Here is a 25,736-nt window from a genome sequence, read left to right on the forward strand (position 1 = left end):
CTCACTTCAGGTGCCGGGCGAAGAAGCGGGCCCCGGGGTCGAGCTCGAACTGCGGGACGCCGGTGTGACCGCCCATGTTGGCGTGCAGGGTCTTCTCCTTGGAGGCGAAGGCGTCGAACAGGTCCAGGGCCGCCTGCCGGTCGTTCCCTTCGTCGTCCCACTGCAGCAGGACCTGCAGCGGAATGGTGACCTGGCGGGCCTCCTCGAACATGGCGGCGGGCACCAGGCTCCCGGCGAAGAAACCGGCGGACACGATGCGCGGCTCGACCACCGCCAGCCGGATGCCGATGGAGATCACTCCCCCCTCGTACCCGACCGGGCCGCCGATCTCGGGCAGCGACAGGAGGGCGTCCAGGGCGGTCCGCCACTCCGGGACCGCCTTCTCCACCAGCGGGAGGACGAGGGCGTCGACGATCTCGTCGCCGACCGGTCCGCCGGCCTCCATGGCCCGGCGCAGGTCGGCGCGGGCCTGCTCGACCTCGGGCCAGCGGGGCCGGTCACCGCTCCCGGGGAGCTCGATGGTGGCCGCGGCGAAGCCGTACTCCGCCGCGTAGTACCGGGCCCGCCCCACCAGTCGCGGGTACATCCTGCGCAGTCCGAGCGGGGGGTGGCCGATCAGGATCAGCGGCACCGGAGCGGATGCGGACGGGGGCGTCCACAGGATGCCGGGGATCTCGCCGAGGGTGAATTCGCGTTCGAGAACGCCGTCGTCGAGGCGCTGTTCGGAAGTGAATCGCATGGTCGTGCCTTTCGGGAGTGCTCAGAGATGGCGCTCCCGGACGACCTACCGCCCGACCGTGACCCCGGAGGGGAGCACCCATGTCGAAACTGCGTTCACGGGTACCACCTCCTCGTTCTCTCGCACGGCCTCCGGAAGGTTAGCAGTGGTCGCCGTGGCCCGCCCAACGGTTTTCCGCGCGGGCTCCGTGGTCGGGCTCGCCGCACGGCTTCCGGAGGGGGTGCCTCGACGGCGAGCCGTTCCGGCCGGGCGCGGCGGTGGAGCGCCGCGGCGCCTGGCCGGGGTCGCGGGCGATCGCGTGGCCCCCGTGGCGGACGACCGGACCGTCCGGCCGCTCCGAACCGCCGTACCGGGCTCAGGCGGTGGCCGTCGGGGCGGGCGAAGCCGCGCCGGTCCGCGGGGCCTGGCAGGGCAGGGTGACGATGACGATCACTCCCTGGCCGGCCTTCGCCCCGCCTCCCAGGGAGACGGTGTAGCGGTCCGGCTCGTGGAGGGCGTCGAAACCCCCGGTCGGCGAGGGGGACCGGGTGTCCGCACCGGACTCCGTCGAGGTGATCTTGAAGCCCTCGTTCGCGAGCTTCTCCCGCAGTGCCCGGTACACCTCGGGACGCTGCTCGTCCGTGGCCTCCAACTCGATCGCGGAGCTGAGCCGGTACGCCTCCCCCTCCTCGGCCATGCCCGTGCCCCGCCCCTGGCACCGGTGGTAGGCGACGAGCTTGATCCACAGGTTCCGCTGGAGGCCCGTCAGCTCGCGCACGTGCTCCTGGACCTGCTCCACCCGGGTCAGCGCCTCCTCTCGCGACTCGACACGTGTGGGCTCGCTCGGCACTCCCAGCTCTCCGCCCGGCGAATCCACGAGCGAGCAGGAGCCGAGCACCAAGGCACCCGACACCATCAGCACGGTCGCCCGGGCCGCTCGTGCGGTCGCCCCGGACGGCACGGACGTCGATCTCTTGAACAAGTGCGGTACTCCCCCGTGAACAGGTGTGCGTGCTGCCGTCCGGATGCTACGACACCACCGCGGCGACTCCGGGCCCGGATGACGCCCGCCGCCCCCGTCAGGCCGCACGCACGCCCGGGCGGCGTCCGGACGCCGGCTCAGGAGCGGGTGCGGTAGCCGCAGACGAGCCAGAGACGGGTGATGGGGCCGAGGCGGTCGGGGAGTTCGAGGGTGCCGAGGAGGGCGGGGCGGTCGGCGGGCAGCGGGGTGTCGCCGGTGGCCGTCAGGGTGCCGGTGAACAGACCGGGCCACTCGGCGCCGGCGACGCACTCGACGAACGGGTGATGCTCTCCGGCGTGCGGAAGCGCGGTCGGAGCGCAGGGCGCGCGGCCCCGGCGCCCGTCGCGGCTCGTCCTCCAGCCGACCCGCTCCGGCGACCGGGGGCCGCCGCCGGGCGGCCTGCTGGCCCAGGTGGCGGTGCCGCATACTCCGGGAGCGTGGACCGGACCTCGGCACCGAAGCGCCATCGCGAACGGGTCCATGGCGGGCTGATCCGATGCCAGTTCCGGGGTTTGACCTAGGTGTTGCGGCGCCGTCGGACCGTCGCCCGGGGCGCTCACACGCGCCGCCGTCCGCCGCCCGCAACAGGCCGGGAGTCGGTGACGCTCCATATCCTCGCACCATGGACATCGACCGTCGCACAGTGCTGCGCCGCGCCGCGCAGGCCGCCTCGGCGGGGGCTGCGCTGGCGCTGGTGGCGGCCGGGCCACCACGGCACCCCGGGCCCGCCGCCGACCGCAATCCGCCCGCGGCGGCGCCGGCCCCGGCCCCGCCGCCGGGTGCGCGCCCGGCGTTCGTACCGGCCGCGCCGCCGGTGATCGTACGCCGGTCGACCTGGCAGGCGCACGAACCCGAGATCGAGCGACAACGCGACCCGGCCGTGCGGGCGGTGTTCATCCACCACACCGACGACCCGAACTCCTACGGCCCCCAGGACGTACCCGACATCCTCCGGGCCATCTACCGGGAGCACCGGGAGAACCAGGGCTGGGACGACATCGGCTACAACTTCCTGGTCGACCGCTTCGGGACCGTCTACGAGGGCCGCCTCGGCAGCACCGAGGAGCCGGTCGTCGGGGCTCACACGATGGGCTTCAACCGGGAGACGGTCGGCATCGCCGCGATCGGCACCTACACCGCCGGCACGCAGGTGCCCGCCCCCGTGCTGGACGCGATGGCCAGGCTCGCGGCCTGGAAGCTCGGCAGGTACGGCATCGACCCCCGGGGCCGGTCCGAACTGACCTCCGAGAGCAGCGGCAGCCGGTTCCCCTCGGGCACCAGCCACGCGTTCGACGCCATCTCCGGCCACCGCGACGCGTTCTGCACCCTCTGCCCCGGCGACGCGCTCTACCTGGCCCTGCCGCGCATCACCGACCGCGCCGCCGAGATCCTACGCGGCGATCCCCCCGCCCGCCCGGGCACCGCGACTCCCCCGCCACGGCCTGCCGGGCAGCCCTCCGAGCTGGTCCGCCGGCTCTCCCCCCGCAGCTGACCGAACCGGCGGACCGGCGGACCGGCCTCGAACGGCGCCGGTCCCGCACGCGAAGGGCCTCGGGCGCCGCCGACCTCAGGCGCCCCCGCCGGCGCGGGGAGCTGGAGCCGCCCGGCCCCCGGGGCGGCGGCCGCGGTACACCACCGCGGCGCCGGGCGGGATCCGCGCCGGGTGAGCTGCGGCGGCCGGCGCGGTCATGGCCGGTTGCCCCGCTGGCAGGCGGGTTCGTGCCAGGTGGTGCGGACGACCTGGTCCCCCGGGGAGATGTGTTCGCTGGACCAGGTCCGGCAGCAGCCGCTGCCGCCCGGCCGGACGGGCGCCGAGTGGCGGCTGCGGGCCGGCGCCGCGGGCGCCGGAGTGGTGGGCGCGGCCTGGCGGCGGCGTCGGCGGCTGGTCGAAGAAGTCGTCGTCACCCTCCGGCTGTGCCCGCCCGAGCTCCCGGCCAACCCGGGCCCACCCGAACGGAGCAACCGGGCCGTTTCAAACCCGCCCCGGAGCGGAGCGGGCGACACGGCTCGAATCCCACGGATCCGGGTCGGGGCCGGCCGGCCGGCGGGCGCACCGCCGGGGCCTACTCCGGTGCGAGAGCGGCGAACACGCCCCGCGCAGGCGCGCCGTCCGGCCAGGTCCATCCGGCGACCAGGCGAGCGGCCGAACCCTCGACCGCGTCCTCCGCCCGCAGGACACGGGTGATCCGCAGGCCGGACCCATCGTCAGAGCCCGTTCCGAGCACGGTGACGGTGGTGTCGGGGGTGTCGCTCTCGCTCTGGTGCTGCGGCGTCGCCCGGCCGAGCAGGAGCGCGCGCAACTGCGCCACCACCACCGGGTCGTGGACGCCGTCGTAGATCCACCGGGTGCCGAGCACCCCGTGCTCCGACGTGCCGATCAACGCCTCGTCGGGGGCGCCCTCCAGCGGTGCACCGCGGTAGCCCATCGGCACCAGGTACGCCACCGGCTCGCGCGCACTCACGTCCGCCACGACCATCACCTCGATCCCGACCTCGCCCTCCGGATCGTCCAGCCGGAACCCGCCGGCCCTGACCAGGTCCGGCTTCTCCGCGTCGCCCACGTACCAGCTCCGCGTCGGGAGCCAACCGGTGAGCAGTTCCAGCTTGCCAGGAGTCAACGTGGTGCGGTGAACGGTGGCCATCGGCGCTTCCTCACGGGTAGGTCCGGGCCCGGCCTCGGGCGGGATGCGAACGAACCTACCGGACCGGCCGTGGGTCCCGCGGGGCGGTGTGCGGCCTCGCTCCGCCCACCCGTACGACATGCACGGTCGTCGCGGGGCGGGTTCGAGGACAGCCCCGTCGTAGTGCCGCTCCAGACGTCCCGTCCGGAGGTGTGCCGTCGCCTCCACCATCACGCGGCGCCAGGGAACCGACGTCTCACCGGCCCTCGGAAGGCGAGATCGTGCGGCGCTCCTGCAGCCAGCGCTCGCTCAGGTGTGCCCACACGCTCTGGTACTCGTCGAAGATCGGCTGGAGTCGGTCGTAGGTGAGGCCGGCCGTGGGCGTCGACGCGACGAGGTACTCGAGGTCGTCGGCGAGACGCTGGAAGCGGTACTGCGTCTCCTCCATCAACACCCAGCGCGATCGCCAGTTGAAGAACGACTCGACGGCCCCCAGCAGCGTGACCAGTGCCACGAAGGCGAAGGCCAAGCCCGCCCAGAAGCCCAGGTTCTGCAAGCCGAGGATGATGGTCGAGGCCGCGGAGAGCGAGAGCGTCAGCACCTTCAACGCCGAAGAGGACAGGCGGAAGCGCTTCTTCCTGCTTCGGGCGTACGCGTTGCCCTGCCGAATCCTCTCCAGGAGGTGGCCGGCGGTCTCCAGCGGAGTCAGCCCCGCCGGCATCTGCTCGGTCGAACCCATGTCGCCCTCCGCCCCATGGTGCGCACCCCCTGCGACGCCCGTCCGTAGGTTCTCACACCGCAGGACCACGCGGTCAAGAGGCGTCCCGGTCGGGTCGTCGCGTACGGGGGACGGCGCGTCCGGAGCCCTCCGGTGTGCCGCCCCTCCGCCTGCGCGGGTGTGTCCTCCGGACCACGGGTGCCTCGCGGTGCGCGGCCCGCTCGCGCCCCTCCGGGCGGGCGGCGATGATGGGTGGATGGCACGGGATCTTGTTTTGGTGGGCGCGCCGACCAGTGCGGGCAGCTACGCGCCCGGCCAGGAGGCCGCCCCGCGCGTGCTGCGCGAACTGGGCCTGATCGAGCGCCTCACGGCCGCGGGCCGCCGGGTACGGGACGCGGGGGACGGACCGCTGCAGGTCTGGGCGCCGGACCCGCAGCACCCGCGGGCCCAGAACGTCGAGGCCGCGGTCCGAGCCGTCAAGGCGGTCGCCGACCGCGTCGCCGCGGCGCTGGCGGAGGACGCGGACGTCCTGGTCGTCGGCGGCAACTGCACCGTCGCGCTGGGGGTGATGGCCGCCCTCACGGCGAGCGACCCGGACGCCGGCCTGCTCTACATCGACCGGCACTTCGACCTCAACACACCCGAGAGCACCCACGAGGGCGCCCTCGACTGGATGGGGCTCGCGCACGGACTGGACCTGCCCGGAGCCGCGGAGCCGCTGGCGGCCGCCTTCGCCCGCCGCCCGCTGCTCGCTCCGGACCAGCTCCACCTCCTCGGCGTCGACCCCGGGGAGGCCACCGCCTGGGAGCAGGAACAGGCGGCGCGCCTCGGCCTGCGATGGGGCTCGCACACCGACCTCGCCACCGCACCGGGGCCCGAGGTGACGCGGGCCCTGGGGGCGCTCCCGTCCGGCGCGCTGGCCGTCCACCTCGACGTCGACGTGCTGGACTTCACCGACGCGCCGCTCGCCGAGAGCACCGGCGGCCGCAACAGCGGGCCCACCCTCGACGCCCTGTCCGAGGTGCTGGACACCGCCTGCCGGGACCCTCGCTTCCGCGTGCTCTCGATCTGCGAACTCAACCCCGCCCGCGCCGCCGGGGACCTCAGCGTCCTGCACCGGTTCATCGCCGGCCTGCAGCACGCCCTGCGCGCGATCCCGTGACCGGCGCCGGACCTCGACTCCTCCCCCGCGTCCCGCCGCGCACCGCACGAGGCGCCCGGGATCAGCGGTGCTTGAACTCCTCGATGGCCGCCCGGACCGTCTCCCGCATCGCCTCGCCCCCGATGTGCCCGGAGTCCTCGAAGATGTGGAGCCGCGCGTCCGGCCATTCCTTGGCCAGCTCCCACGCCGTCTGGACGGGGCTGCCCATGTCGTGCCGGCCGTGCACCAGCACCGCCGGGATCCCGGCCAGCCGGTGGGCGTTGCGCAGGAGTTGGTCCTCCTCCAACCACGCGCCGTGGCTGAAGTAGTGGGCGCAGATCCGTACGAACGCGATCCGCTCGTCCACCTCACGATCGCTGTACATGCCGGGCAGTCCGTTGGGCTCGTCCGACACGACCGCGTCCTCCCAGGCCAGCCAGTCGGCGGCGGCCCGCTCCCGGACCGCCCGGTCGGGGTTCTCCATCAGCCGCGCGTAGGCGGCGAGCAGGTCGCCGTCCCGCTCGTGCTCGGGGACACCGTCGCGGAACCGGTCCCACGCTTCGGGGTTGAACCGCCCGGCGCCCCGGTAGAGCCAGTCGATCTCGGCCCGGCGGGTGGTCGTCACCGCCTGGATGACGATCTCGCTGACCCGCTCGGGGTGCTGTTGCGCGTAGGCCAGGATGAGCGTCGAGCCCCAGGAGGCGCCGTCCAGCAACCACCGTTCGATGCCGAGGTGTTCGCGCAGCCGCTCCATGTCGTCGACCAGGTGCTGCGTGGTGTTGAGGCTCATGTCCGCCGCCGGGTCGCTGGCGTGCGGGGTGCTGCGACCGCAGTTGCGCTGGTCGAAACGGACGACGCGGTAGCGCCCGGGGTCCCAGCCCCTCGCCGGCCGCCGCGGCGCGCCCGCCCCCGGACCGCCGTGGACGTACAGGGCGGGCTTGCCCTCGGGGTTGCCGAGTTGTTCGTAGTAGACGCGGTTGCCGTCTCCGGTGTCGAGCATTCCGCTGTCGTAGGGACCGGTCGGGGGGTAGAGGTCAACCATGACCGCCGATCCTAGGCCTGATCGTGGTCGGGGGTCCGGCCTTTCCCGCCCTTCCCCACGGACAAGGACGCCGGGCCGACGGCGCGGGCGCGGCAGCCGTCGGGCACGGCCTGACCCGGGGGAAGCGGCGCCGACGTCCGGCGAGGCCCGCTGAGACCCGCCGGGGTCCGCGGCCGGGAGCGGGTCGACCGCGCGGCGGAGCGGAGCCGGCGCGCACGAGCGGGCTCCTGCCCGAACGCGCCGGCCGGGGGCGCCGGGGAGGTCAGGGCGCGCTCTTCGCGGCCTGCTGGACGGCGTCGAAGCGGGTGTCGAACTCGGCCGAGACGTCGAGCTTCCCGGGGATGGCGTGCGCCTCCGCGAGCAGGTCGGCGACCTGCTGCTGCTGGGAGATCGCGGTGGCGTAGTCGGGAATGGTGGGCTTGCCGTTGTTGGCGACCACCGCCTCGCCGACCTCCTGGGGCAGCTTCTGGACGCCGGTGAAGTACGCCCGCACCCAGTCCTGTTGGTGCTCCGCCAGCCACAGTTCGGCCCTGGTGAAGCGGGCCGAGAGGTCGCGCAGGGCGGCCGTCCGGGCCTCGTCGCGCAGGGCCGCGCCCGGGGCCACCAGGAACTGGAGGCCGCTGTTCAGGCCCTTGTCGTCAGCGAGTTCGTGGGCGCCCTTGTCCTTGTTGGCCACCAGGTACTTGGTGCCCAGCGGCTCGGTCACCACACCCGCGTCCACCTGGCCGGAGGCCAGTGCGGCCGGAACGTCCAGCGGGGTGAGGTTGACGAGCGTGACGTCGGAGGGCGTGAGCCCGGCGTTCTTCAGGGCCTTCAGGACGGCCGGTTGGAAGGTGGTGCCCTGGGTGTAGGCGATCTTCCTGCCCTTGAGGTCGGCGACCTTCTGGGCGGAGCTGCCGGGTGAGGTGACGATGTGCACGGCGTCCTTGCTGGACTGCACCACGCCGACCACCTTGACGTCCTGTGCGGCGGCCTGCGCGAAGATCGCCGGGGTCTCGGCCACGATCCCGACGTCCAGCGAGCCTCCCCGGAAGGCCTCCAGGATGGCGGGGCCGCCCTGGAACTTCCCGTACGTCAGCTTGTAGGGCAGGTCCTTGTCCTGGCCGGAGGCGCTGAGCAGGGTCTGCAGCAGGTCGTTCTGGTCGCCGACCCTCAGCTCGGTGCCCGCCGGCACGGCCGTGGGCAGCGCGGCCGTCCGGGCGGCGGCCGGGGCCGCGTCGCCGCCCGCCGCCGAGCCGGCGCAGGCGGTCAGCGCGGGCGCGGCGAAGGCGAGGGCCACGAGGGCGGCGAGCAGGCGGGGCGGGCGCGGTCCAACGACTGGCAGGGCGGGCATGGCGGGCTCCTCGGACGGGGAGAGTTGGGAAATAACTTTCGGTATGGCCGATAGATTCATCCGAGACATCAGGGGTGTCAACCGCCTCAGATCTCCTGACCTCACGACAAATACGCAGGTCAGAGGCACTTTTTCAGGACCTCCGACCCTTTGTTGCAACCGCATGAAATGTTGGGAAGTTTCTTTCCAACCGGGCTTTGCGAAGCCTAGGCTCGACCCGACCCCAGGAGGTGAACCATGCGAGCGGCGTATCTGCTCGATCCCGCGACCCAGCACCCGGGCCGGCTTGCCGCGCTCGCCGGCGCCGGGCTGGACACCGTCATCACCAAGGCGGCCGCCGTCACACCCGGCTTCGCCGCCGCCGCGCGCGGCAGCGGTCTGCGGGTGATCGGGAGCGTCCCCTGCTTCCGGGCCGGGGCCGGGCCGCACGCCGACACCGCCGGCTCCGGTCTGCCGCCCGACGCCGAGCTGCGCCCGGTGGACGCCGACGGCCGCCGCTGGCAGCGGATGAAGTGGTACGAGGGCCTGATCCCCAGCCATGACCGCTACAACCGGGCCCTGGTACGGCACTGCGCCCGGGCGGCCGCCTCGCCCGACCTGGACGGCCTGGCCCTGGACTTCCTGCGCTGGCCGCTGCACTGGGAGCTCGAACTGCGCCCCGGCTCCCGCCCCCGTGACGGCTCCTACGACCCGATCACCCTGGCCGACTTCGAGCACCGGACCGGCCTGCACCCGCCCGGCCCCACCGGCCCCGGCACCGGCACCGATCCCGGCACCGGCCACGACGCGCGGGCCGCCGCCCGGTGGATCGGGGACCGGCACCGCGAAGCCTGGCACGCCTATCGCACCGCCACCGTCACCGCGGTCGCGACCGCCGTTCGCGCCGCCGTACACGCCGTACGCCCCGAGCTGTGGACCGGCGTCTTCCTGGTGCCCGCACCCGAGGAGCAGCGCCGTGACCTGCTCGGCCAGGACACCGCCGCCCTCGGCGGCCTGTTCGACGCGGTGCTGGTGATGAGCTACCACGCGATCCTGCGCCACTCGCCCGACCTCCCCGCCCGGGCCGCCGCCGAGGCGCGCCGGCACACGGACGGCCCCGTCGTCCCGATGGTCCAGGTGACCGCGGACCCGGCGTACGCGCGCGGCGCGGACTGGGGGGCGCCGGTCGGCGCGGCCGAGTACGCCGAGGCCCTGGCCGGGGGCCTGCACGCCGGGCGGGGCTACGTCTGCCTCTTCCCCGGCGAGGCACTGGACGACGAACTGCTCCGGCTGACCCGGCAGCGGATCACCGCCGCGCACCTGGCGGAGCCGAGCGGCGCAGCGCGGCCGGGGCGGCCGCGACGACGACCTGAAGGAGAAGGCCCTGATGAGTGACGACCTGCTGACGCGCATCCGCCTACGGCGCGAGCAACTGCCCCGCGCCGAACGGACCATCGCCGACCTCGTCCTGCGCGACCCCGGCGCCGCCGCCGAGTGCACCATCACCGCGCTCGCCCTGGCCGCCGGTACGTCCGAGACCACCGTGCACCGCTTCTGTCGATCGCTCGACCTCCGCGGCTACGCCCAACTGCGCCTCGGGCTGGCGGCCGAGGCGGAACGACTGCGCGCCGACAGTCGGGCGGACCTGGCCATCGGCGGCGACATCGGCCCCGAGGACACCCTCGAACAACTCGTCCGCAAGGTCGGCCGCTCCGACGCCCGGGCCGCCGAGGAGACCGCCGCCCACCTCGACCTGACGGCGCTCGCGGCGCTCACCGACGCGGTCGGGTCGGCCCGCAGGATCGAGCTGTTCGGGCTCGGCTCCAGCGCCCTGGCCGCCCAGGACGCCGCGCACAAACTGCTGCGGCTCGGGTACTGGGCCAGCGTCTGGACGGACGTGCACGCCGCGCTGATGAACGCGGCGCTGCTGCGCCCGGGCGACCTCGCGCTGACGGTCAGCCACTCGGGCCGGGCCCGCGAGGTGGTGGACTTCCTCGCGCAGGCACGCGCCGCCGGGGCCGTGACCTGCACCGTCACCAGCAACCCGGGCTCCCCGGCCGCCGAGCAGGCCGACATCGTGCTGGTCACCTCCGCCCGGGAGAGCATCTTCCGCAGCGGCGGCACCGCCTCCCGCACCGCCCAACTCACCGTCGTCGACTGTCTGTACGTGGCGCTGGTCCAGCGTTCCTACCAGCAGACGCTGGAGGACCTGGAGCGTGCCCACGAGGCCGTGAGGTCCCGGACGCTGCGCACGCCCCGCCCGTAGGCCGCGGACGCCCGATCGGCAGCACCGCCCGCGCGCCCCCGCCGTCACCCCTGCCCGCTTTCCCGCTCGAAGGAGCTTCGATGTCCCGCCCGCGCACCGCCCTGGCCAGGCTGCTCGTCTGCCTCGCCGTGGGCGCCTCGGCCGCCCTCGGGCTGCCGGCCCGCGCCGCCACCGCACCCGCCACCGCACCCGCCACCGCACCCGCCACCGCGTCGGCCGGTACGGCCGGCTTCACCCTCTTCGACAACACCGCGTACGCCTCCGCGAACATCGGCCACGGCGCGGTGCGCGCCAACCTGGTGCCCAACTACACCTGCACGCCCCTGGTGGCGGGTGGTGCGCTGCCCGACGAGGCCCGCTGGAAGGAGATCGTCGCGGCGGCCGACGTCAACCCGGACGCCCCGCTCGTCCTGGACTGCGAGAGCCTCTACCTGAACGGCAGCGCCGCCAACGCCGCCGACCACCTGAACCGGCTCGCCCAACTGCAGGCCTGGGCACGCCAGGTGGCGGCCCCGGGGCAGATCATCGGCTGGTACGGCCTGCTCGGCAACACCTCCGCGGCGTACCGGCCGCTCTACCAGCAGCTGATCCAGCAGGCCGGAGCCACCGCGTTCTTCCCGTCCGCCTACACGTTCTCCGCCAACGAGACCACCTGGAGCTCCACCCTCGCCGCCAATCTGGCGACGGCCGCGGCGACTGCGCCGACCGTGCCGGTGTACCCGTACATCTGGCCGCAGTACCACCAGGGTTCCTCGCCCGACTCGCTCTCGCTGGGGTTCGTCCCGGCCGCCCAGTGGTCGTACCAGCTGGCCACCCTGCACGACCTCGGGCTCCGCGGCGCGGTGGTCTGGGGCGGGTCGAACAGCGCGGTGTGCGACGGTGCCTGCCAGGCCGCCGCGGGCGGTCAGGGCTGGCTGCCGCAGACCCGGGCCTTCCTCGACTGGACCGGTTCGGGCGCGGACCGACGGGACGACCTGGCCCGGCAGGCCGTCGTCAGCGCCTCCTCGGTCAACGTGGCCGGCCGCGAGGGCGCGAAAGCCGCCGACGGCGATCCGCTGACCCGCTGGGGCAGCCAGTACGCGGACCCGCAGTGGCTGAGCCTGGACCTCGGCGCGGTACGGCCGTTGACCGGCGCCCGGCTGGTCTGGGAGACGGCCTACGGCACCGCGTACCTCCTCCAGGGATCCGTCGACGGCACCACCTGGACCACGCTGCACTCCACCGACACGGGCACCGGTGGCACCGAACTGATCGGCCCGTTCACCGGCAGCGCCCGGTACGTGCGGCTGCTCGGCACCGCGCGCGGCACCTCCTACGGGTACTCGCTGTGGAGCCTGAACCTGTACGGCGACTGACCTGCCACCGGCCCGGTCCGCCCCGGCGCCGCCCCGCCCCTCACGCCCCTCACGCCCCGCCCGCCCCGAAGCCTCCCGCCAAGGAACCCCCGTGACCCGACCCAGCGCCGCCCAGCCGGCCGAACACGATCGCGCCCGCGGACACGATCCCGCCTCCGAGGACTCCCTTCCGCCGTCCGAACGGCGCAACCCGGCCAGCATCGGACTGGACCGGCTCGGCACCGCCGAACTGCTCGCCCTGATCAACCGTGAGGACGCCACCGTGCCCGGCGCCGTCGCCGTCGCGCTGCCCTCGATCGAGGCGCTGGTGGGAGCCGGCCTGGCGACCCTCGCCCGAGGCGGGCGGGTGCACTACTTCGGGGCCGGTGCCTCCGGCCGGGCCGCGCTCGCCGACGCCGTCGAACTGCTGCCCACCTACGGCGTCGGCCCCGAGACGGTCTGCCCCCACCTCGCCGGCGGCCCGCCGGCCGGAGGCACGGCCGACGAGGCCGCGGAGGACCGCGCCGACGGCGTCGACGCCGACCACGTACGGGCCGGCGACCTCGCCATCGGGATCAGCGCCAGCGGCCGGACCCCGTACGTCGGCGCCGCCCTCGCCCGCAGCCGGGCGGCGGGCGCCGTCACGGCACTGATCTCAGGCGACCCCGCCGCCCCGCTGGCCGCCGACGCCGACCTCCACATCGTGCTGGACACCGGCCCCGAGGTGGTCACCGGCTCCACCCGGATGAAGGCCGGCACCGCTCAGAAGCTCACCCTCAACATGTTCTCGACCGCCCTCATGGTCCGCACCGGACACACCTGGTCGAACCTGATGGTGACCGCCTCGGCGAGCAACGCCAAACTGCGCCGTCGAGCCGTCCGCACCCTCACCAGGGCGAGCGGCGCCGCCGTCGACGAGGCCGAACAGGCACTGCACGACTGCGCCGACGAGACCGCCACCGCCCTCGTCTCGCTCACCACCGGCGCCGGCCCCGCGGCCGCCCGGGCCGCGCTCCGGGAGGCCGGCGGGCTGCCCTGGGCCGCCGTCCGGACACTGACCCGGCCCGACGGCGCCCCGCACCCCCACACCCCCGAGGACCGCCCGTGACCACGACCACCGGCCTCGCGGCCGACCAGCACCGGGCCCGCCGCCGGCCCGCCCGCCCGGTCGGACGGCGCGCCCGCCGGGTGCCCTTCGCCCGCGCCCTCGGCCCCCTGCTGGTCCTGGCCCTGTGGCAACTCGCCTCCGCCACCGGCGTCCTGGACCCGCAGACGCTGGCCCCGCCCGGCGAGGTCGCCGGCACCGGCTGGGGCCTGCTCGCCGACGGCGAACTCCAGCACCACCTGTTGGTGTCCCTGCGCCGCGCGTCGGCCGGGCTGGCGTTCGGCGTGCTCGCGGCGCTGCTACTGGCACTCGCCGCCGGGCTCAGCCGGGTCGGTGAGGCCCTGCTCGACGGCACGGTGCAACTGCTGCGCGCCCTGCCGATCCTGGCGCTCGTCCCGCTCGCCATCCTCTGGTTCGGCATCGGGGAGCAGGTGAAGATCATCCTGGTGGCGCTCGGCACCTTCTTCCCCGTCTACCTCAACACCCACGCCGCGCTCACCGGCCAGGACACGCAGTGGGCCGAACTCGCCCAGACCCTGCGGCTGAGCCGCTGGACCTACCTGACCCGGATCGCGCTGCCCGGTGCGGCCCCCGGCTTCTTCACCGGCCTGCGGATGTCCGTCACCATCTCCTGGCTGGTGCTGGTCGTCAGCGAGCAGATCAACGCGGACAGCGGCATCGGCTACCTGATGACCGAGGCCCGCACCTTCGGGCAGACCGACGTCATCGTGGTCGGCCTGGTCGTCTACGGCCTGCTCGGCCTGCTCTCCGACACCCTCGTACGACTGCTGGAAGGACGTGTGCTGACATGGCGCCGGACGCAACCCTGACCCCTCCCCGACCCGTCCCGGCCACCACCCCCGCCGTCCGGGTCGGCGCGCTCACCCGCACCTTCGACGGCCGCGACGTCCTGGACGCGGTCGACCTCGCCATCGCGCCGGGCGAGTTCGTCGCCCTGCTCGGGCACAGCGGCTCCGGCAAGTCCACCCTCCTGCGTGCGGTCGCCCGCCTCGACCACGGCGCCGCCGGGTCCGGCACCGTGGCCGTCCCCGAGCGGCGCGCCGTGGTCTTCCAGGACGCCCGCCTGCTGCCCTGGGCCCGCACCCTCGACAACGTGGTGCTGGGCCTGCCCGGCAGCCGCGCCGAACGCCGCGGGCTCGGCCGCGAGGCCCTCGCCGAGGTGGGCCTGGCCGCGAAGGAGAACGCCTGGCCCACCACCCTCTCCGGCGGGGAGGCCCAGCGCGCCGCCCTGGCCAGGGCCCTGGTGCGCGAACCGGACGTGCTGCTGCTCGACGAGCCGTTCGGCGCCCTCGACGCCCTCACCAGGATCCGGATGCACGTCCTGCTGCGCCGGCTCTGTGAGCGCCACCGGCCCGCCGTCCTGCTGGTGACGCACGACGTCGACGAGGCGCTGCTGCTCGCCGACCGGGTCCTGGTGCTCACCCGGGGCCGGTTCTCCCTGGACATCACCGTCGACCGGTCCGCCGCCGGGGCGCCCGACCGGGACGGACCGGCCTTCCGCGAACTCCGCGCCCGGCTGCTGGCCGAACTCGGCGTACACCCCGACGCGGTGGAGGAGCACACGGCGACCACCACCGCCGCGCATCCGGGGCAGGCGGTGGGGCCGCTGCCGCGGCAGCCGGAGGAGGACCCGGCCGATGCCCGGAGCTGAGCGGCGGCTGGTGCTCGGCGTCGACGTCGGCGGCACCGCCGTCCGCGGCGTCCTCACCGACCTGGCGGGCCGGCGCCTCGGCTCGGCCCGGGAGTCCGGCGGCAACCCGCAGGCCCAAGGCGGCGCGGTGGCCGCGGGCCGGATCGGCGCCGTCATCCGGGAGGCGCTCGGCGACCACGACCCGGGCCGGGTCGCCGCCTGCGTGATCGGCCTCGCCGGCTACCGCCGGTTCGCCACCGACACGGCCGCCGTCGCCTTCGCCGAGCAGTGCCGGGCGGCAGCCGGGCCGGCCGTGCCCGACTCCCTGCGACTGTCCCTGCGGCCGGACGCCGAGGTGGCCTTCGCCGCCGGAACGCCGGCGGCGGACGGCGTCGTGCTGATCGCCGGCACGGGTGCGGTCGCCTGCCGGCTCCGGCGACGCCGCGTCAGCGCCACCCGCGGCGGGCAGGGCTGGCTGCTCGGCGACGAAGGCTCCGGGCACTGGCTCGGCCGGGAGGCCGCCCGGCACACCCTCGACGCCCTGGAGGCCGGGCCCGGCGCACCGGACGCGCTGGCGACGGCGGTGCTCGCGGCGCTCGGCATCCCCGCCCGCCCCCGGGCGGGCGCCGTCGCCGGCCTGCTCCGTGCCGTCTACGACGCCCCGTCCACCACTCCGGCCACCCTCGCCCCACTGCTCGGGGCGGCGGCCGCGGCGGGCGACCCGGCCGCGGCCCGGATCGTGGCCCGCGCAGCCGGCCACCTGCGCGCCCTGGTGGAGTCGGCCCTCACGCCCGGTGCCCCACCCGAGCCGATCGTGCTGGCCGGCGGTGTCGCCGTCTCCCCCGGCCCGGTCCGGGAGCAGCTCACCGCCGCCGTGCGCGAGCTGCCGGGCCCGGTCACCGTCGCCGGCGACACCGCCATGGCGGCCGCCTGGCTGGCCGCCCGCGCGGTTGCGCCGGGCACCGCTCACGAGGCCTTCCTGCCGCGCCCTGACGACGACGCACCCGCGGGGAGGTCTGCCGGCTCGACGCCCGCCGGTTGAGCCAGGCCGGGGACGGCGCCGTCGTCGTCGATGCCGTCAATGCCGTCGACCGCGGGTCAGGCGGCGAGCGGGCGGGTCCGGCGGAGAGCAGAGCGCGGGGCGGAGCGCGGGCCGGACGGCGAGCGGGCCGGGTCCGGGCGCCCCGAAGGTTCGCCCGCGACCGTCGCGAAGCTCGCGGGGCCGTGCCGGGGTGACGTCTTGACAGGTCCGGGGAGAGCCCAGGAGACTCCGGGAGAGCGCTCTCTCAGCTCTGCCGCCCTGCCCGGCCACCCACCGGACGGGTCGGCTCCGGACCGGTCGGCACCGGGCTCCGTCGCGCCCGCGTACGGCCGGCACGCCGATCAGTGCCGGCCCTCCCGGAGTCTCCGCCCGCGCCCACCCCACCGCGCGGCGCCCTCTCCGGCCCGCCGCCGATCCGGTCCACCGACCACCCCGGAGGCCCGCCCACCCCGGACACCCGGACGCACCGGACCGGCGTGCCACCCGGCGCACCACCCGCCACCCACGTGAGCCGCAGGCCCGCGTGCCCCCTCCGCCGACAGGAGTCGCCGCCGTGCGTCGTCCCAAACCGCGATCCACCCTCGCCGGGCCACTCGCCGCACTGCTGGTGGCCGGCTTCCTCGCCGCCTCCGGCGGCCCGGTGGCGCAGGCCGCCGACCAGCCGTGGACCAACGCCGCCCAGACCCCCGAGCAGCGCGCCGACGAACTCCTCGCCGCGATGACCCAGGCCGAGAAGCTCACCATGCTGCACGGCGGCCCGTCGTGCAGCTACGCGGGCTGCGTCCCGGCCAACACCCGGCTCGGCATCCCCTCCCTGCACTTCCAGGACGGCCCGGTCGGCGCCGGCGACGGCCTGACCGGCGTGACGCAGCTGGCCGCACCGGTGGCCGGCGCGGCGAGCTGGGACCCGGCGCTGATGCGCCAGTACGGGCAGGTCCTCGGCGCCGAGCAGTGGGGCAAGGGCACCAACGTGGTGCTCGCGCCGACGGTCAACATCGTCCGTGACCCCCGCTGGGGCCGGGCCTTCGAGTCGTTCGGCGAGGACCCGTACCTGGCCGGGGAGATCGGCGCGGCCGACATCGCGGGCGTCCAGAGCCAGGGCCCGATGGCGCAGGTGAAACACTTCGCGGTCTACAACCAGGAGACCAACCGGAACTCCGCGGCCGACAACGCGGTGATCTCCGACCGGGCCGAGCGCGAGATCTACCTGCCGGCCTTCGAAGCCGCCGTCAAGCAGGGCGTCGACTCCGCGATGTGCTCGTACTCGTCCGTCAACGGCGCCTTCGCCTGCGAGAACGGCCCGCTCCAGAACGGCGTCCTCAAGGGCGACCTCGGCTTCAAGGGCTTCGTCACCGCGGACTGGGGAGCCACCCACTCCACCGTCGCCTCGGCCAACAACGGCCTGGACGTGGAGATGCCCGGCAGCGACTACTACGGCACCGCGCTGACCAACGCCGTCAACTCCGGCCAGGTGTCGCAGGCGACGGTCGACGACCACACCCGCAGGGTGCTGGTGTCGATGTTCCGCCGCGGACTCTTCGACCGCACGCAGACCGGCAACCGGGACGCCGTCGTCACCACCGCCGCCAACGCCGCCGTCTCGCAGAAGGTCGCGCAGGAGGGCAGCGTCCTGCTGAAGAACAGCGCCTCGGTGCTGCCCGTGGCGCCCTCCGTCCGCTCGATCGCGGTGATCGGCGACGACGCCGGGGTCGGCGTGATGACGCAGGGCGGCGGCAGCGCCGCGGTCAACCCCCCGCACGTGGTGACCCCGTACCAGGGCATCAAGTCCCGCGCCGGCGCCGGTACGACGGTGACCTTCGCGCAGGGCGTGCCGTCCGCGGACGGCTCCCTGCCGCCGGTGCCGAGCTCCGCGCTCAAGCCGTCCACGGGCGCCGGCACCGGCCTGTACGGCGAGTACCACAACAGCACCGACCTGTCCGGCGCCGTGGTGGCGAGCCGGGTCGACGCGGCCGTCGACACCGTGTGGGGCGGGCAGTCGCCCGCCGCCGGCGTCAACGCCACCGACTGGTCGGTCAAGTGGACCGGCACGCTGACCCCGCCGACCACCGGCAGCTACCAGTTCTCGCTCAACAGCGACGACGGCAGCCGGCTGATCGTGGGCGGCCAGCAGGTCATCAACAACTGGTACAACCAGGGCCCGACCACCCGCACCGGCAGCGTCACCCTGACGGCCGGTCAGCCCGTGAGCATCGAGGTCGACTACTACCAGGCGGGCGGCGGCAGCAGCGCCACCCTCGGCTGGCAGGTGCCCGGCCAGAGCGCCCACGACCAGGCCGTGACGGCCGCCCGCAACTCCGAGCTCGCCGTGGTCTTCGTCAGCGACTTCCAGTCCGAGGGCTCCGACCTGCGCGACATCGACCTGTCGGCGGAGCAGAACCAGCTCGTCGCCGACGTCGCCGCGGTCAATCCGCGCACCGTCGTGGTCGTCAACAGCGGCTCCGCGGTCACCATGCCGTGGGCGGGCTCGGTCCAGGGCATCGTCGCGAACTGGTACCCGGGGCAGGAGGCCGGCGCCGCGATCGCCGCACTGCTCTACGGCGACGTCAACTTCTCCGGCAAGCTGCCGGTGACCTTTCCGAAGTCGCTCGCCGACGTGCCGGCCTCGACCACGGCCCAGTGGCCGGGACAGAACGGCGCCGTGCAGTACTCGGAGGGCGTGAACGTCGGGTACCGCTGGTACGACGCGAAGAACAAGGAGCCGCTCTTCCCGTTCGGCTACGGCCTCTCGTACACCACCTTCGGCTACTCCGGTCTGACGGTCTCCGCCCCCGACGCCTCCGGCAACGTCGCCGTCGGGTTCGACGTCACCAACACCGGCACCCGGGCCGGCGCCGAGGTCGCCCAGGTCTACGTCGGGCAGCCGGCGTCCAGCGGCGAACCGCCGAAGAACCTGCGGGGCTTCCAGAAGGTCGCCCTCGACCCGGGGCAGAGCAAGCACGTCTCGCTGACCCTCGACGCCCGCAGCTTCCAGTACTGGGCGGGCTCCTGGACGACGGCCGCGGGCACCCACACCGTCTCGGTCGGCTCCTCCTCGCGCGACATCCGCCTCAGCGGCCAGACCACGGTCACCGGCGGTGGGGGTACGGGCGGCGGTCTGACCCTGCTGCCGCGGACGGGGTGGTCGGCGACGGCCTCGTCCACCGGCGGGGGCGACGTGCCGGCCAACATGCTGGACGGGAACGCCGGTTCACGCTGGTCGTCCGGCGTACCGATGGCCTCCGGGCAGTCCGTCACCGTCGACACCGGCGCCCTGCGACCGCTCGCCCGCATCACCATGGACTCCGGCGGCAGTGCCAACGACTACGCCCGGGGCTACCAGGTCTACCTCTCCCCCGACGGCACCACCTGGGGCACACCCGTCGCCACCGGCAACGGCACCGGCCCCCTCGTCACGGTCGACTTCCCCGCGCAGAACGCGCGGTACGTCAAGGTCGTCCAGACCGGCACCGCCACCTCCTGGTGGTCCATCACCGAGCTCAACGCCTACACCACCGGCGGTGGTTCGGGCGGCGGCGGGCCGACCGTGCTGCCGCGGACGGGGTGGTCGGCGACGGCCTCCTCCACCGGCGGGGGCGACGTGCCGGCCAACATGCTGGACGGGAACGCCGGTTCACGCTGGTCGTCCGGCGTACCGATGGCCTCCGGGCAGTCCGTCACCGTCGACACCGGCGCCCTGCGACCGCTCGCCCGCATCACCATGGACTCCGGCGGCAGTGCCAACGACTACGCCCGCGGCTACCAGGTCTACCTCTCCCCCGACGGCACCACCTGGGGCACACCCGTCGCCACCGGCAACGGCACCGGCCCCCTCGTCACGGTCGACTTCCCCGCGCAGAACGCCCGGTACGTCAAGGTCGTCCAGACCGGCACCGCCACCTCCTGGTGGTCCATCACCGAATTCAACGCCTACGCGTGATCCGGCCGGGGCCGCCGCCGCCGCGGCGGTGGCCCCGTGCCACCCGGGCGCGCCCGGTCAGCCGACCCGGGCGCCGTACACGTGGTCGACCGCCATCGTCATCAGCACCCGGCGGTCGGCAACCATCACCGAGCGGTACTCGTCCCAGTCGGGGTGCTCCCCGGCGGCGGTGCGGTAGTAGCGCACGAGCGCCTCGACCTCGGGGCCGTGCGGGTCCGTTCCCGGCCCGACGAGGGTGACCGTGCCCTCCGCCGTGGCCCAGGCCAGGCCCTCGGGGCTGGTGACCTCCAGCGCGGCCCGCGGGTCACGGCGCAGGTTCGCGGTCTTGGCCCGTCCCTCCGTCATCGACACGTAGAGGACTTCGGCCTCCCGGTCGTAGAAGGGCATGACCGGGGAGAGTTGGGGGCGGCCGTCCGACTTGATCGTCGCGAGGACACCGAGCCGGCTCTCCCCCAGCAGGGTGCGCGGGTCGAACGAGGAAGCAGTCATGTCCGGGACCAAGTCGCCGAGCGCTGCCCTTTATTCCCGGCGCTCGGCCAGACGCCCCGACCAGACGCCCCGACCAGACGCCCCGACCGGACACCCCGGCCGAACGTCCCGGCCCGGTGGGAGGCCCCGGGGCCGGGCCGGGCATCGATTGCCGAAGCGCGTAGCATCGTGATCATGAACTCATGGCGGATGCGGCCTGCCCGGGACACCGACGTCGAGCCGGTGGCCGAGCTGCGGGCCGTGGTGCTGCGCGCCGACCTGGAGCGGCTGGGCCGCTTCGACGAGCAGCGGGTACGGCAACGGCTGCGGGAGGCGTTCGTCGCGTCGCACACCCGGGTGATCGAGGTGGACGGCGCATTCGCCGGCTGCGTCGCACTGCGTCCCGCCGAGGACGCCCACTGGCTGGAGCACTTCTACCTCGCGCCGCACCTCCAGGGCCGGGGCACCGGCGCCGCCGTGCTGCGCGAACTGCTCGACCGGTGCGACCGGGACGGCGTGCCGGTCCGGCTGAACGTCCTCCAGGGGAGCCCCGCGCGGCGGCTCTACGAGCGGCACGGCTTCACCCTCGACAGCGAGGACGCCGTCGACGTCTACCTCGTCCGCCCGCCCGCTCCGGCGGCGCGGGAGCGGGCGCACCCGCCCATCGCGCCGAACCGACCGGCGTCCGCGTCGCGATGACCGGCAGGCCTCACCCCGGGACTCGAAGTCGCCTACCGCGGCGCGTCCTCCTGGTCCGGGAAGTCCTGGATCCGCGGCACGTCCTCGTGGTGAGTGCGCCCCCGGCTCGGAGCGCTCACCACGAGGACGTTCTCGGCGCTACGCCAGCCAGTACTGGTCGGCGAAGTTGCCGCAGGTGTACTGCATGGCAGCGGTGCCGTCGGAGCTGCCCTGCACGACCAGGCACTTGCCGCTATTGACATTCCTGAGCCGAACCGACCCGTTGTGGAAGGGAATGAGCTCGGCACTCCACTTCTGGTCCCGCAGGCCGGTGCAGTCGTAGATGAAGGCCGGAGCGCCGAGACTGTCGCCCTGGACCGTCAGGCAACCCGTGCCGTACGTGTTCTTGTAGTACTTGTTCCGGATCTCGCCCGTGGTGCCGGCCGCGGGGACGGACCAGCTCTGGTCGTCGAAGGCGGCACACTGGGTGAGAGTCGCCGCCGAACCCTGCGAACCGTTCGCGAAGACCACCAGACACCTGTTCAGACTGGTCTCCGTCGAGAGGTGGTAGATCCCCGGCGGATTGATGACGCTGTCGGTTCCCGTCTGCCCTGCGGACGCCGATCCGGCCGAAGCGAGCACGCTTGCGAGAACCGACGGAACCGCGAGCAGTCCGAGCATCTTCCTATTCACGAAGCCCCCCTTTTTTGCGACACGGGAAAGCATGGCCGCTCCCCCGAAAAGCGAGAATAGCAAGCCGCTCCCCCGACGGGAAGATCGCTCCGGGCCGTATCCACCGATTCGGGTGGTATGCGTCGCAATATTTCTTACCCCGCCCATACCGCAAAGTGACTTCCTCGCCGAATCAGGACTTGCCGGAAATAGCCCTTTCCATGCCACCGGCAGCTCCGCAAAGTCGTCACATAGGCCGGTATCGAAATGAATGGACCGGCAAAGGGGGCTTTGATCCTTCCGTCCCCGCAGCCGGGCCGGCCACCGCCGGGGGTCAGCACGGCGCGCAAGGTCCGCCCGAACGCCCACCCCTCCGGCCGGACCCGGAAGTCGCGCCGGCCGGATTGACGACTTGGTACCGCAACCGTGAACTGCGCACGAATTCCCCGATACGGGAGGATCCGCCCGCACCCACCTCGGCGACGACCGCGCTGCTGCGAACTCCCGATCCCCCGGCCCCGGAGTGATGCGTGATCCACTGGGCGAAATTCACCAACCATGCGAACGTGCATGCGATATGACTGGTGCGCACACGCGCGTTCACCAGGCGCAGCCGCGTCGAGAATCGAAAGCGAACTCGTGAACAGATCGCCAGCCAAGGCCCTGGTCCCACTCGCCCTGGGCCTCCTGCTCCTCGCCTCCACCCCCGCCACGGCCGTCGCCGCGGCCCCGCCCGCGGTCTGGGTCGCCAGCGGCTCCGACCACGTCTTCTCCTCCTCCGGGGTACCGGATCGCCCGACGGGGGCCGTGTCCCTGTTCGCCGCGCGGAACGAGACCCAGGCCGCCCAGATCGCGGTGCGCTCCGGCTCGACCCTGACCGGACTGCGGGTCGTGCCGAGCAGCCTCACCGGGCCCGCGGGCGCCACCATCCCGGCGTCCGCCATCACGGTGAACCGGGAGTACAACCACCCGCACATCGGGAAGATCAGCGACCCGGACAACTCCCACCAGGAGCCGCCGGACGGCGGCACCAGCTACTACGACGCCCTGGTCGAGAACACCGCGTACGACCTGGGCGCCAACACCACCCAGCCGTACTACTACAGTGTCGCGGTGCCCGCCGGTCAGGCCCCCGGCACCTACACCGGTACGGCGAGCGTGCAGAGTTCGGCCGGCCCGGTGGACGTCCCGGTGTCCGTCACGGTCTACGACGTGGCGCTGCCCCCGACCAACCGGTCGACCTTCCGGATGGACAACTGGTTCACCTCGGTCGGCTGGGACTACAGCTGGACCTCCCGGTCGATCCCCGGCCAGTACGGGGTGCAGGACTACGACGACAACTGGTGGAAGGTCATGGCGAGTTTCGCCGCCGACCACGCCAAGCACCGCAACAACGTCATCCACGCCGACTTCCAGGCGCTCGCCATCCCGGACACCACCCTGGTGAACGGCCAGTACACCTTCACCTGGGGCGTGTTCGACCGCTTCGTCCAGTTGTTCAAGGACGCCGGCGCGCTGCAGTTCATCTCCACCCCCCACCTGCTGGAGGGCAGTGGGCTGGAGACCCTCGTCAGCAACGGCCAGGGCGGGGTGAAGATGGGCTACCAGACCCCCGGCAGCCCGGGAGCGACGGCCTACCTCGACACCGTCCTGCCGGCGCTGAAGGCCCACCTCGACACCAAGTGCCTGGATCCCGGGCCGACCTGCGCGGCGGGCCGTCGGTGGAGCGACGTGTTCTACATGAGTGCTTCGGACGAGCCGTCCACCAGCGACCAGGCGACGGCGTCCGAATGGCTCTACGGCCGCTACCGCGCCGCCTTCCCGGACGGGATGAGCAACGAGGCCCACTACACCAGGTTCACCGAGACCGACACGTTCACCACCACCCTCACACCGCAGGACAGTTCGGAGAACTACGACTTCAACGCCGGCTACTACCAGGCCCAGCGGCTCGCCGGCAAGGACCTCTGGCTCTACTACTGCAACGGCCCGACGAACCAGCACCTCAACCGGTTCATCAGCTACCCCCTCGCCGACTCCCGGCTGACGCCGTGGATGGTGGCGTCCACCGGCGGCAACGGCTTCCTGCACTGGGGTTGGAACATCTGGGCCAACAACGACGGCCCCGCCTACACCCCGGCCGACACCTTCAACGACTGGACGACCGGAGACCCGTTCCTGGTCCGCCCGAACAAGGCGACGTACGGCGTCTACGACAGCGTGCGCAGCGAGGCCCTGCTGGCCGGCATCCAGGACTACGAGCTGCTGCACCAGCTCGCCGCCGTCAAGCCGGCGCTGGCCCGCACGCTGAGCGCCGGACTGATCACCGGCACCACCGTCTACACCACCTCCGGCGCCGAGATCGACGTGCGGCACAAGCAGATGCTGGACGCACTCACCTCCCCCGCCGGCGACGCGGTGTACCCCTTCGGTGACGACTTCTCCTCGGGCAGCGACGCCAACTGGCGGCACGTCCGCGGCTCCTGGTCCGTGACGGGCGACCAGGCGTACGTGCAGAGCAGCACCGCGGCCACGGGCTGGCAGGACTGGGAGGTCGTGTCGGCGGTGGCCGGCCGGGCCTACCGGGACGTGGCGGTGAGCGCCGACGTCCAGATCACCGGGGTCGGCGCCGCCGGCGGCGACACCAACTGGGCGGGCCTGACCGTCCACAGCCTCAACCCGTCCGACACCCAGACCGGCTACCTCGTCGCCCTGCGCGACACCGGCCAGGTGTTCGTGAACCGCAACGGCAGCCAGCTCGCCACCGCGACCGTACCGGGCTACACCAAGGGGCAGCAGGTCACCCTCCGGGTGATCACGAAGGGCAGCACCCTCAAGGTGTTCGCCGGCCCGGTGCCGCTCATCACCCTGACCGACCCGGGCTACCCCGTGGGCAGCGTCGGCCTGGCCACCGGCGGCGCGAGCGCCAGGTTCGACAACGTCCGGGTCAACCCGGCGACCGACCCGGTCGAGGGCGCCGCCGTCACCGCGTCCAGCTCGTACGAGGGCGACGGCTGGAGCACCGGCGCCGTCACGGACGGCCGCAGGGGCCTGCCGACCGGCACCAACGGCTGGAGCAGCGGCGGCGACCTCACGCACGACCACACCGAGTGGGTGTCGACCGACCTGGGCGCCGCCGAGCGGCTCGGCCGGATCGACCTCTACGCCCGCGCGGACGGCGCCAACACCGGGCTGGGCTTCCCGGTGGACTTCACCGTGCAGGTCTCCACGGACAACGTGAACTGGACGACCGTGGCCTCCCGCACCGGCTACCCGAGGCCGGACGCCGCGGGCCAGTCGTTCGCCTTCACCCCGACCGACGTCCGCTACATCCGGGTGACCGGCACCAAGCTGCGCACCGACCCGCACGGCAACTACCACATGCAGCTCGCCGAGATCGAGGCCGCCGGCCGGAACCTGGCGCTGGGCCGCCCGGTGACCGCCTCCAGCTCGGTGGAGAACCCGGCCGCCGGCTGGGTGCGCGCTGCCGCGACGGACGGCGTGACCACCTCGGGGCTCGGGTACTCCATGGGCTGGAGCAGCGCGCAGTCCCCGACCGCGGCGGCGGACGCCTGGGCGACGGTCGACCTGCAGGGCCGGAGCACGGTCGGCGAGGTCCGCCTCACCGCCCGGACGGACGGCGCGAACACCGGGCTGGGCTTCCCGGTGGACTTCACCGTCCAGGTGTCCGACGACAACGTCACCTGGACCACCGTGGTGTCCCGGACGGGCTACCCCCGCCCCGGCTCGGCCGACCAGGTCTTCTCGTTCACGCCGGTCGCCGCGCGGTACGTGAAGGTCGAGAGCACGCGGTTCAGCGCCGACCAGTTCGGCGCGTACTACCTCCAGTTGGGCGAGATCGGCGTCAGCTGACCGCACCGCCCGGGTCGGTCCGCCCCGTGCACCGGAGCGGGCCGGCCCGCCGGCGGTCCTTGATCGGCCGGCCGCCATCGGACTTCTCGGTTCAGTCATATTCCGACATGACATGACCAATACGAAAAACGGTCCGC

General features: G+C 73.7%; 21 protein-coding genes. 12 read left to right on the forward strand and 9 right to left on the reverse strand.

Annotated elements, in window-relative coordinates; genetic code table 11:
- Nucleotide 1: 1 nt before the first annotated feature.
- From ACFTWP_RS29430 to ACFTWP_RS29440, 3 genes are all read right to left on the reverse strand, one after another.
- Complete coding sequence (locus tag ACFTWP_RS29430; protein ID WP_380267955.1) at nucleotides 2–739, reverse strand: alpha/beta hydrolase; 738 nt, start codon at nucleotides 737–739, stop codon at nucleotides 2–4.
- Nucleotides 740–1,094: 355 nt separating this feature from the next.
- Nucleotides 1,095–1,700, reverse strand: coding sequence for a hypothetical protein (locus tag ACFTWP_RS29435; RefSeq protein ID WP_380267956.1), 606 nt, complete (start codon nucleotides 1,698–1,700; stop codon nucleotides 1,095–1,097).
- 137 nt (nucleotides 1,701–1,837) lie between these two features.
- A complete protein-coding gene (locus tag ACFTWP_RS29440; protein ID WP_380267957.1) occupies nucleotides 1,838–2,221 on the reverse strand; it encodes a hypothetical protein in 384 nt (127 codons plus the stop codon).
- A 140-nt stretch (nucleotides 2,222–2,361) separates the two neighbouring features.
- Between ACFTWP_RS29440 and ACFTWP_RS29445 the strand changes: the two genes are divergently transcribed.
- Complete coding sequence (locus tag ACFTWP_RS29445) at nucleotides 2,362–3,231, forward strand: peptidoglycan recognition protein (protein ID WP_380267958.1); 870 nt, start codon at nucleotides 2,362–2,364, stop codon at nucleotides 3,229–3,231.
- A gap of 571 nt (nucleotides 3,232–3,802) precedes the next feature.
- Here the strand turns inward: ACFTWP_RS29445 and ACFTWP_RS29450 are convergent.
- Both ACFTWP_RS29450 and ACFTWP_RS29455 read right to left on the reverse strand, forming a co-directional pair.
- Nucleotides 3,803–4,381 carry a 1,4-alpha-glucan branching protein gene (locus ACFTWP_RS29450; protein ID WP_380267959.1) on the reverse strand — a complete coding sequence of 193 codons (579 nt, stop codon included), beginning with the start codon at nucleotides 4,379–4,381 and terminating at the stop codon, nucleotides 3,803–3,805.
- Nucleotides 4,382–4,616: 235 nt separating this feature from the next.
- Nucleotides 4,617–5,099, reverse strand: a complete 483-nt coding sequence (locus tag ACFTWP_RS29455; protein WP_380267960.1) for a DUF4231 domain-containing protein — start codon at nucleotides 5,097–5,099, stop codon at nucleotides 4,617–4,619.
- A 235-nt stretch (nucleotides 5,100–5,334) separates the two neighbouring features.
- Here ACFTWP_RS29455 and ACFTWP_RS29460 point away from each other — a divergent pair, with 235 nt between their 5' ends.
- Nucleotides 5,335–6,240 carry an arginase family protein gene (locus ACFTWP_RS29460; RefSeq protein WP_380267961.1) on the forward strand — a complete coding sequence of 302 codons (906 nt, stop codon included), beginning with the start codon at nucleotides 5,335–5,337 and terminating at the stop codon, nucleotides 6,238–6,240.
- Between the two features lie 61 nt (nucleotides 6,241–6,301).
- Here ACFTWP_RS29460 and pip read toward each other — a convergent pair whose 3' ends face one another.
- Nucleotides 6,302–7,261, reverse strand: a complete 960-nt coding sequence (pip, locus tag ACFTWP_RS29465; protein ID WP_380267962.1) for a prolyl aminopeptidase — start codon at nucleotides 7,259–7,261, stop codon at nucleotides 6,302–6,304.
- Between the two features lie 262 nt (nucleotides 7,262–7,523).
- Nucleotides 7,524–8,594, reverse strand: a complete 1,071-nt coding sequence (locus ACFTWP_RS29470; protein WP_380267963.1) for an ABC transporter substrate-binding protein — start codon at nucleotides 8,592–8,594, stop codon at nucleotides 7,524–7,526.
- Nucleotides 8,595–8,831: 237 nt separating this feature from the next.
- On the opposite strand from ACFTWP_RS29470, the gene ACFTWP_RS29475 reads away from it, so the two are divergent.
- From ACFTWP_RS29475 to ACFTWP_RS29510, 8 genes are all read left to right on the forward strand, one after another.
- Nucleotides 8,832–9,968: a hypothetical protein gene (locus ACFTWP_RS29475; RefSeq protein WP_380267964.1), complete on the forward strand. Its 1,137-nt coding sequence runs from the start codon at nucleotides 8,832–8,834 to the stop codon at nucleotides 9,966–9,968.
- Nucleotides 9,961–10,839, forward strand: a complete 879-nt coding sequence (locus ACFTWP_RS29480) for a MurR/RpiR family transcriptional regulator (RefSeq protein ID WP_380267965.1) — start codon at nucleotides 9,961–9,963, stop codon at nucleotides 10,837–10,839. Before ACFTWP_RS29475 ends, ACFTWP_RS29480 begins: the two co-directional genes overlap by 8 nt.
- An 80-nt stretch (nucleotides 10,840–10,919) precedes the next feature.
- Entirely contained in the window at nucleotides 10,920–12,194 is a 1,275-nt protein-coding gene (locus ACFTWP_RS29485) for a discoidin domain-containing protein (protein ID WP_380267966.1), read from the forward strand.
- A gap of 91 nt (nucleotides 12,195–12,285) precedes the next feature.
- Complete coding sequence (locus ACFTWP_RS29490) at nucleotides 12,286–13,281, forward strand: N-acetylmuramic acid 6-phosphate etherase (RefSeq protein WP_380267967.1); 996 nt, start codon at nucleotides 12,286–12,288, stop codon at nucleotides 13,279–13,281.
- Nucleotides 13,278–14,108: an ABC transporter permease gene (locus tag ACFTWP_RS29495; protein ID WP_380267968.1), complete on the forward strand. Its 831-nt coding sequence runs from the start codon at nucleotides 13,278–13,280 to the stop codon at nucleotides 14,106–14,108. The genes ACFTWP_RS29490 and ACFTWP_RS29495 overlap by 4 nt, the downstream gene beginning before the upstream one ends.
- Nucleotides 14,087–14,950, forward strand: a complete 864-nt coding sequence (locus ACFTWP_RS29500; protein WP_380267969.1) for an ABC transporter ATP-binding protein — start codon at nucleotides 14,087–14,089, stop codon at nucleotides 14,948–14,950. Before ACFTWP_RS29495 ends, ACFTWP_RS29500 begins: the two co-directional genes overlap by 22 nt.
- Nucleotides 14,937–15,971 carry an N-acetylglucosamine kinase gene (locus ACFTWP_RS29505; RefSeq protein WP_380267970.1) on the forward strand — a complete coding sequence of 345 codons (1,035 nt, stop codon included), beginning with the start codon at nucleotides 14,937–14,939 and terminating at the stop codon, nucleotides 15,969–15,971. Before ACFTWP_RS29500 ends, ACFTWP_RS29505 begins: the two co-directional genes overlap by 14 nt.
- Before the next feature lie 553 nt (nucleotides 15,972–16,524).
- The gene (locus ACFTWP_RS29510; protein WP_380267971.1) at nucleotides 16,525–19,908 is read left to right on the forward strand and encodes a glycoside hydrolase family 3 C-terminal domain-containing protein; all 3,384 of its coding nucleotides are present in this window, start codon (nucleotides 16,525–16,527) and stop codon (nucleotides 19,906–19,908) included.
- 57 nt (nucleotides 19,909–19,965) lie between these two features.
- Here ACFTWP_RS29510 and ACFTWP_RS29515 read toward each other — a convergent pair whose 3' ends face one another.
- Complete coding sequence (locus ACFTWP_RS29515) at nucleotides 19,966–20,397, reverse strand: PPOX class F420-dependent oxidoreductase (protein WP_380267972.1); 432 nt, start codon at nucleotides 20,395–20,397, stop codon at nucleotides 19,966–19,968.
- Nucleotides 20,398–20,571: 174 nt separating this feature from the next.
- Here ACFTWP_RS29515 and ACFTWP_RS29520 point away from each other — a divergent pair, with 174 nt between their 5' ends.
- Complete coding sequence (locus ACFTWP_RS29520) at nucleotides 20,572–21,075, forward strand: GNAT family N-acetyltransferase (RefSeq protein ID WP_380267973.1); 504 nt, start codon at nucleotides 20,572–20,574, stop codon at nucleotides 21,073–21,075.
- 138 nt (nucleotides 21,076–21,213) lie between these two features.
- On the opposite strand, the gene ACFTWP_RS29525 is transcribed toward ACFTWP_RS29520, so the two are convergent.
- Nucleotides 21,214–21,747 (reverse strand): RICIN domain-containing protein, encoded by a 534-nt coding sequence (locus tag ACFTWP_RS29525; protein WP_380267974.1) that lies wholly within the window; start codon nucleotides 21,745–21,747, stop codon nucleotides 21,214–21,216.
- A 618-nt stretch (nucleotides 21,748–22,365) separates the two neighbouring features.
- On the opposite strand from ACFTWP_RS29525, the gene ACFTWP_RS29530 reads away from it, so the two are divergent.
- Nucleotides 22,366–25,599 carry a discoidin domain-containing protein gene (locus ACFTWP_RS29530; protein WP_380267975.1) on the forward strand — a complete coding sequence of 1,078 codons (3,234 nt, stop codon included), beginning with the start codon at nucleotides 22,366–22,368 and terminating at the stop codon, nucleotides 25,597–25,599.
- Nucleotides 25,600–25,736 lie beyond the last annotated feature (137 nt).

The sequence above is a fragment of the Kitasatospora sp. NPDC057015 genome (assembly GCF_042673745.1).
Classification (GTDB): domain Bacteria; phylum Actinomycetota; class Actinomycetes; order Streptomycetales; family Streptomycetaceae; genus Kitasatospora.

What these genes read in the sequence shown, in the direction of transcription:
- ACFTWP_RS29460 (WP_380267961.1), top strand. Translation starts at nt 5,335, where the DNA reads ATGGCACGGGATCTTGTTTTGGTGGGCGCGCCGACCAGTGCGGGCAGC.
- ACFTWP_RS29430 (WP_380267955.1), bottom strand. Translation starts at nt 739, where the DNA reads ATGCGATTCACTTCCGAACAGCGCCTCGACGACGGCGTTCTCGAACGC.
- pip (WP_380267962.1), bottom strand. Translation starts at nt 7,261, where the DNA reads ATGGTTGACCTCTACCCCCCGACCGGTCCCTACGACAGCGGAATGCTC.
- ACFTWP_RS29520 (WP_380267973.1), top strand. Translation starts at nt 20,572, where the DNA reads ATGAACTCATGGCGGATGCGGCCTGCCCGGGACACCGACGTCGAGCCG.
- ACFTWP_RS29515 (WP_380267972.1), bottom strand. Translation starts at nt 20,397, where the DNA reads ATGACTGCTTCCTCGTTCGACCCGCGCACCCTGCTGGGGGAGAGCCGG.
- ACFTWP_RS29500 (WP_380267969.1), top strand. Translation starts at nt 14,087, where the DNA reads ATGGCGCCGGACGCAACCCTGACCCCTCCCCGACCCGTCCCGGCCACC.
- ACFTWP_RS29480 (WP_380267965.1), top strand. Translation starts at nt 9,961, where the DNA reads ATGAGTGACGACCTGCTGACGCGCATCCGCCTACGGCGCGAGCAACTG.
- ACFTWP_RS29485 (WP_380267966.1), top strand. Translation starts at nt 10,920, where the DNA reads ATGTCCCGCCCGCGCACCGCCCTGGCCAGGCTGCTCGTCTGCCTCGCC.
- ACFTWP_RS29505 (WP_380267970.1), top strand. Translation starts at nt 14,937, where the DNA reads ATGCCCGGAGCTGAGCGGCGGCTGGTGCTCGGCGTCGACGTCGGCGGC.
- ACFTWP_RS29440 (WP_380267957.1), bottom strand. Translation starts at nt 2,221, where the DNA reads ATGGACCCGTTCGCGATGGCGCTTCGGTGCCGAGGTCCGGTCCACGCT.
- ACFTWP_RS29455 (WP_380267960.1), bottom strand. Translation starts at nt 5,099, where the DNA reads ATGGGTTCGACCGAGCAGATGCCGGCGGGGCTGACTCCGCTGGAGACC.
- ACFTWP_RS29475 (WP_380267964.1), top strand. Translation starts at nt 8,832, where the DNA reads ATGCGAGCGGCGTATCTGCTCGATCCCGCGACCCAGCACCCGGGCCGG.
- ACFTWP_RS29450 (WP_380267959.1), bottom strand. Translation starts at nt 4,381, where the DNA reads ATGGCCACCGTTCACCGCACCACGTTGACTCCTGGCAAGCTGGAACTG.
- ACFTWP_RS29470 (WP_380267963.1), bottom strand. Translation starts at nt 8,594, where the DNA reads ATGCCCGCCCTGCCAGTCGTTGGACCGCGCCCGCCCCGCCTGCTCGCC.
- ACFTWP_RS29445 (WP_380267958.1), top strand. Translation starts at nt 2,362, where the DNA reads ATGGACATCGACCGTCGCACAGTGCTGCGCCGCGCCGCGCAGGCCGCC.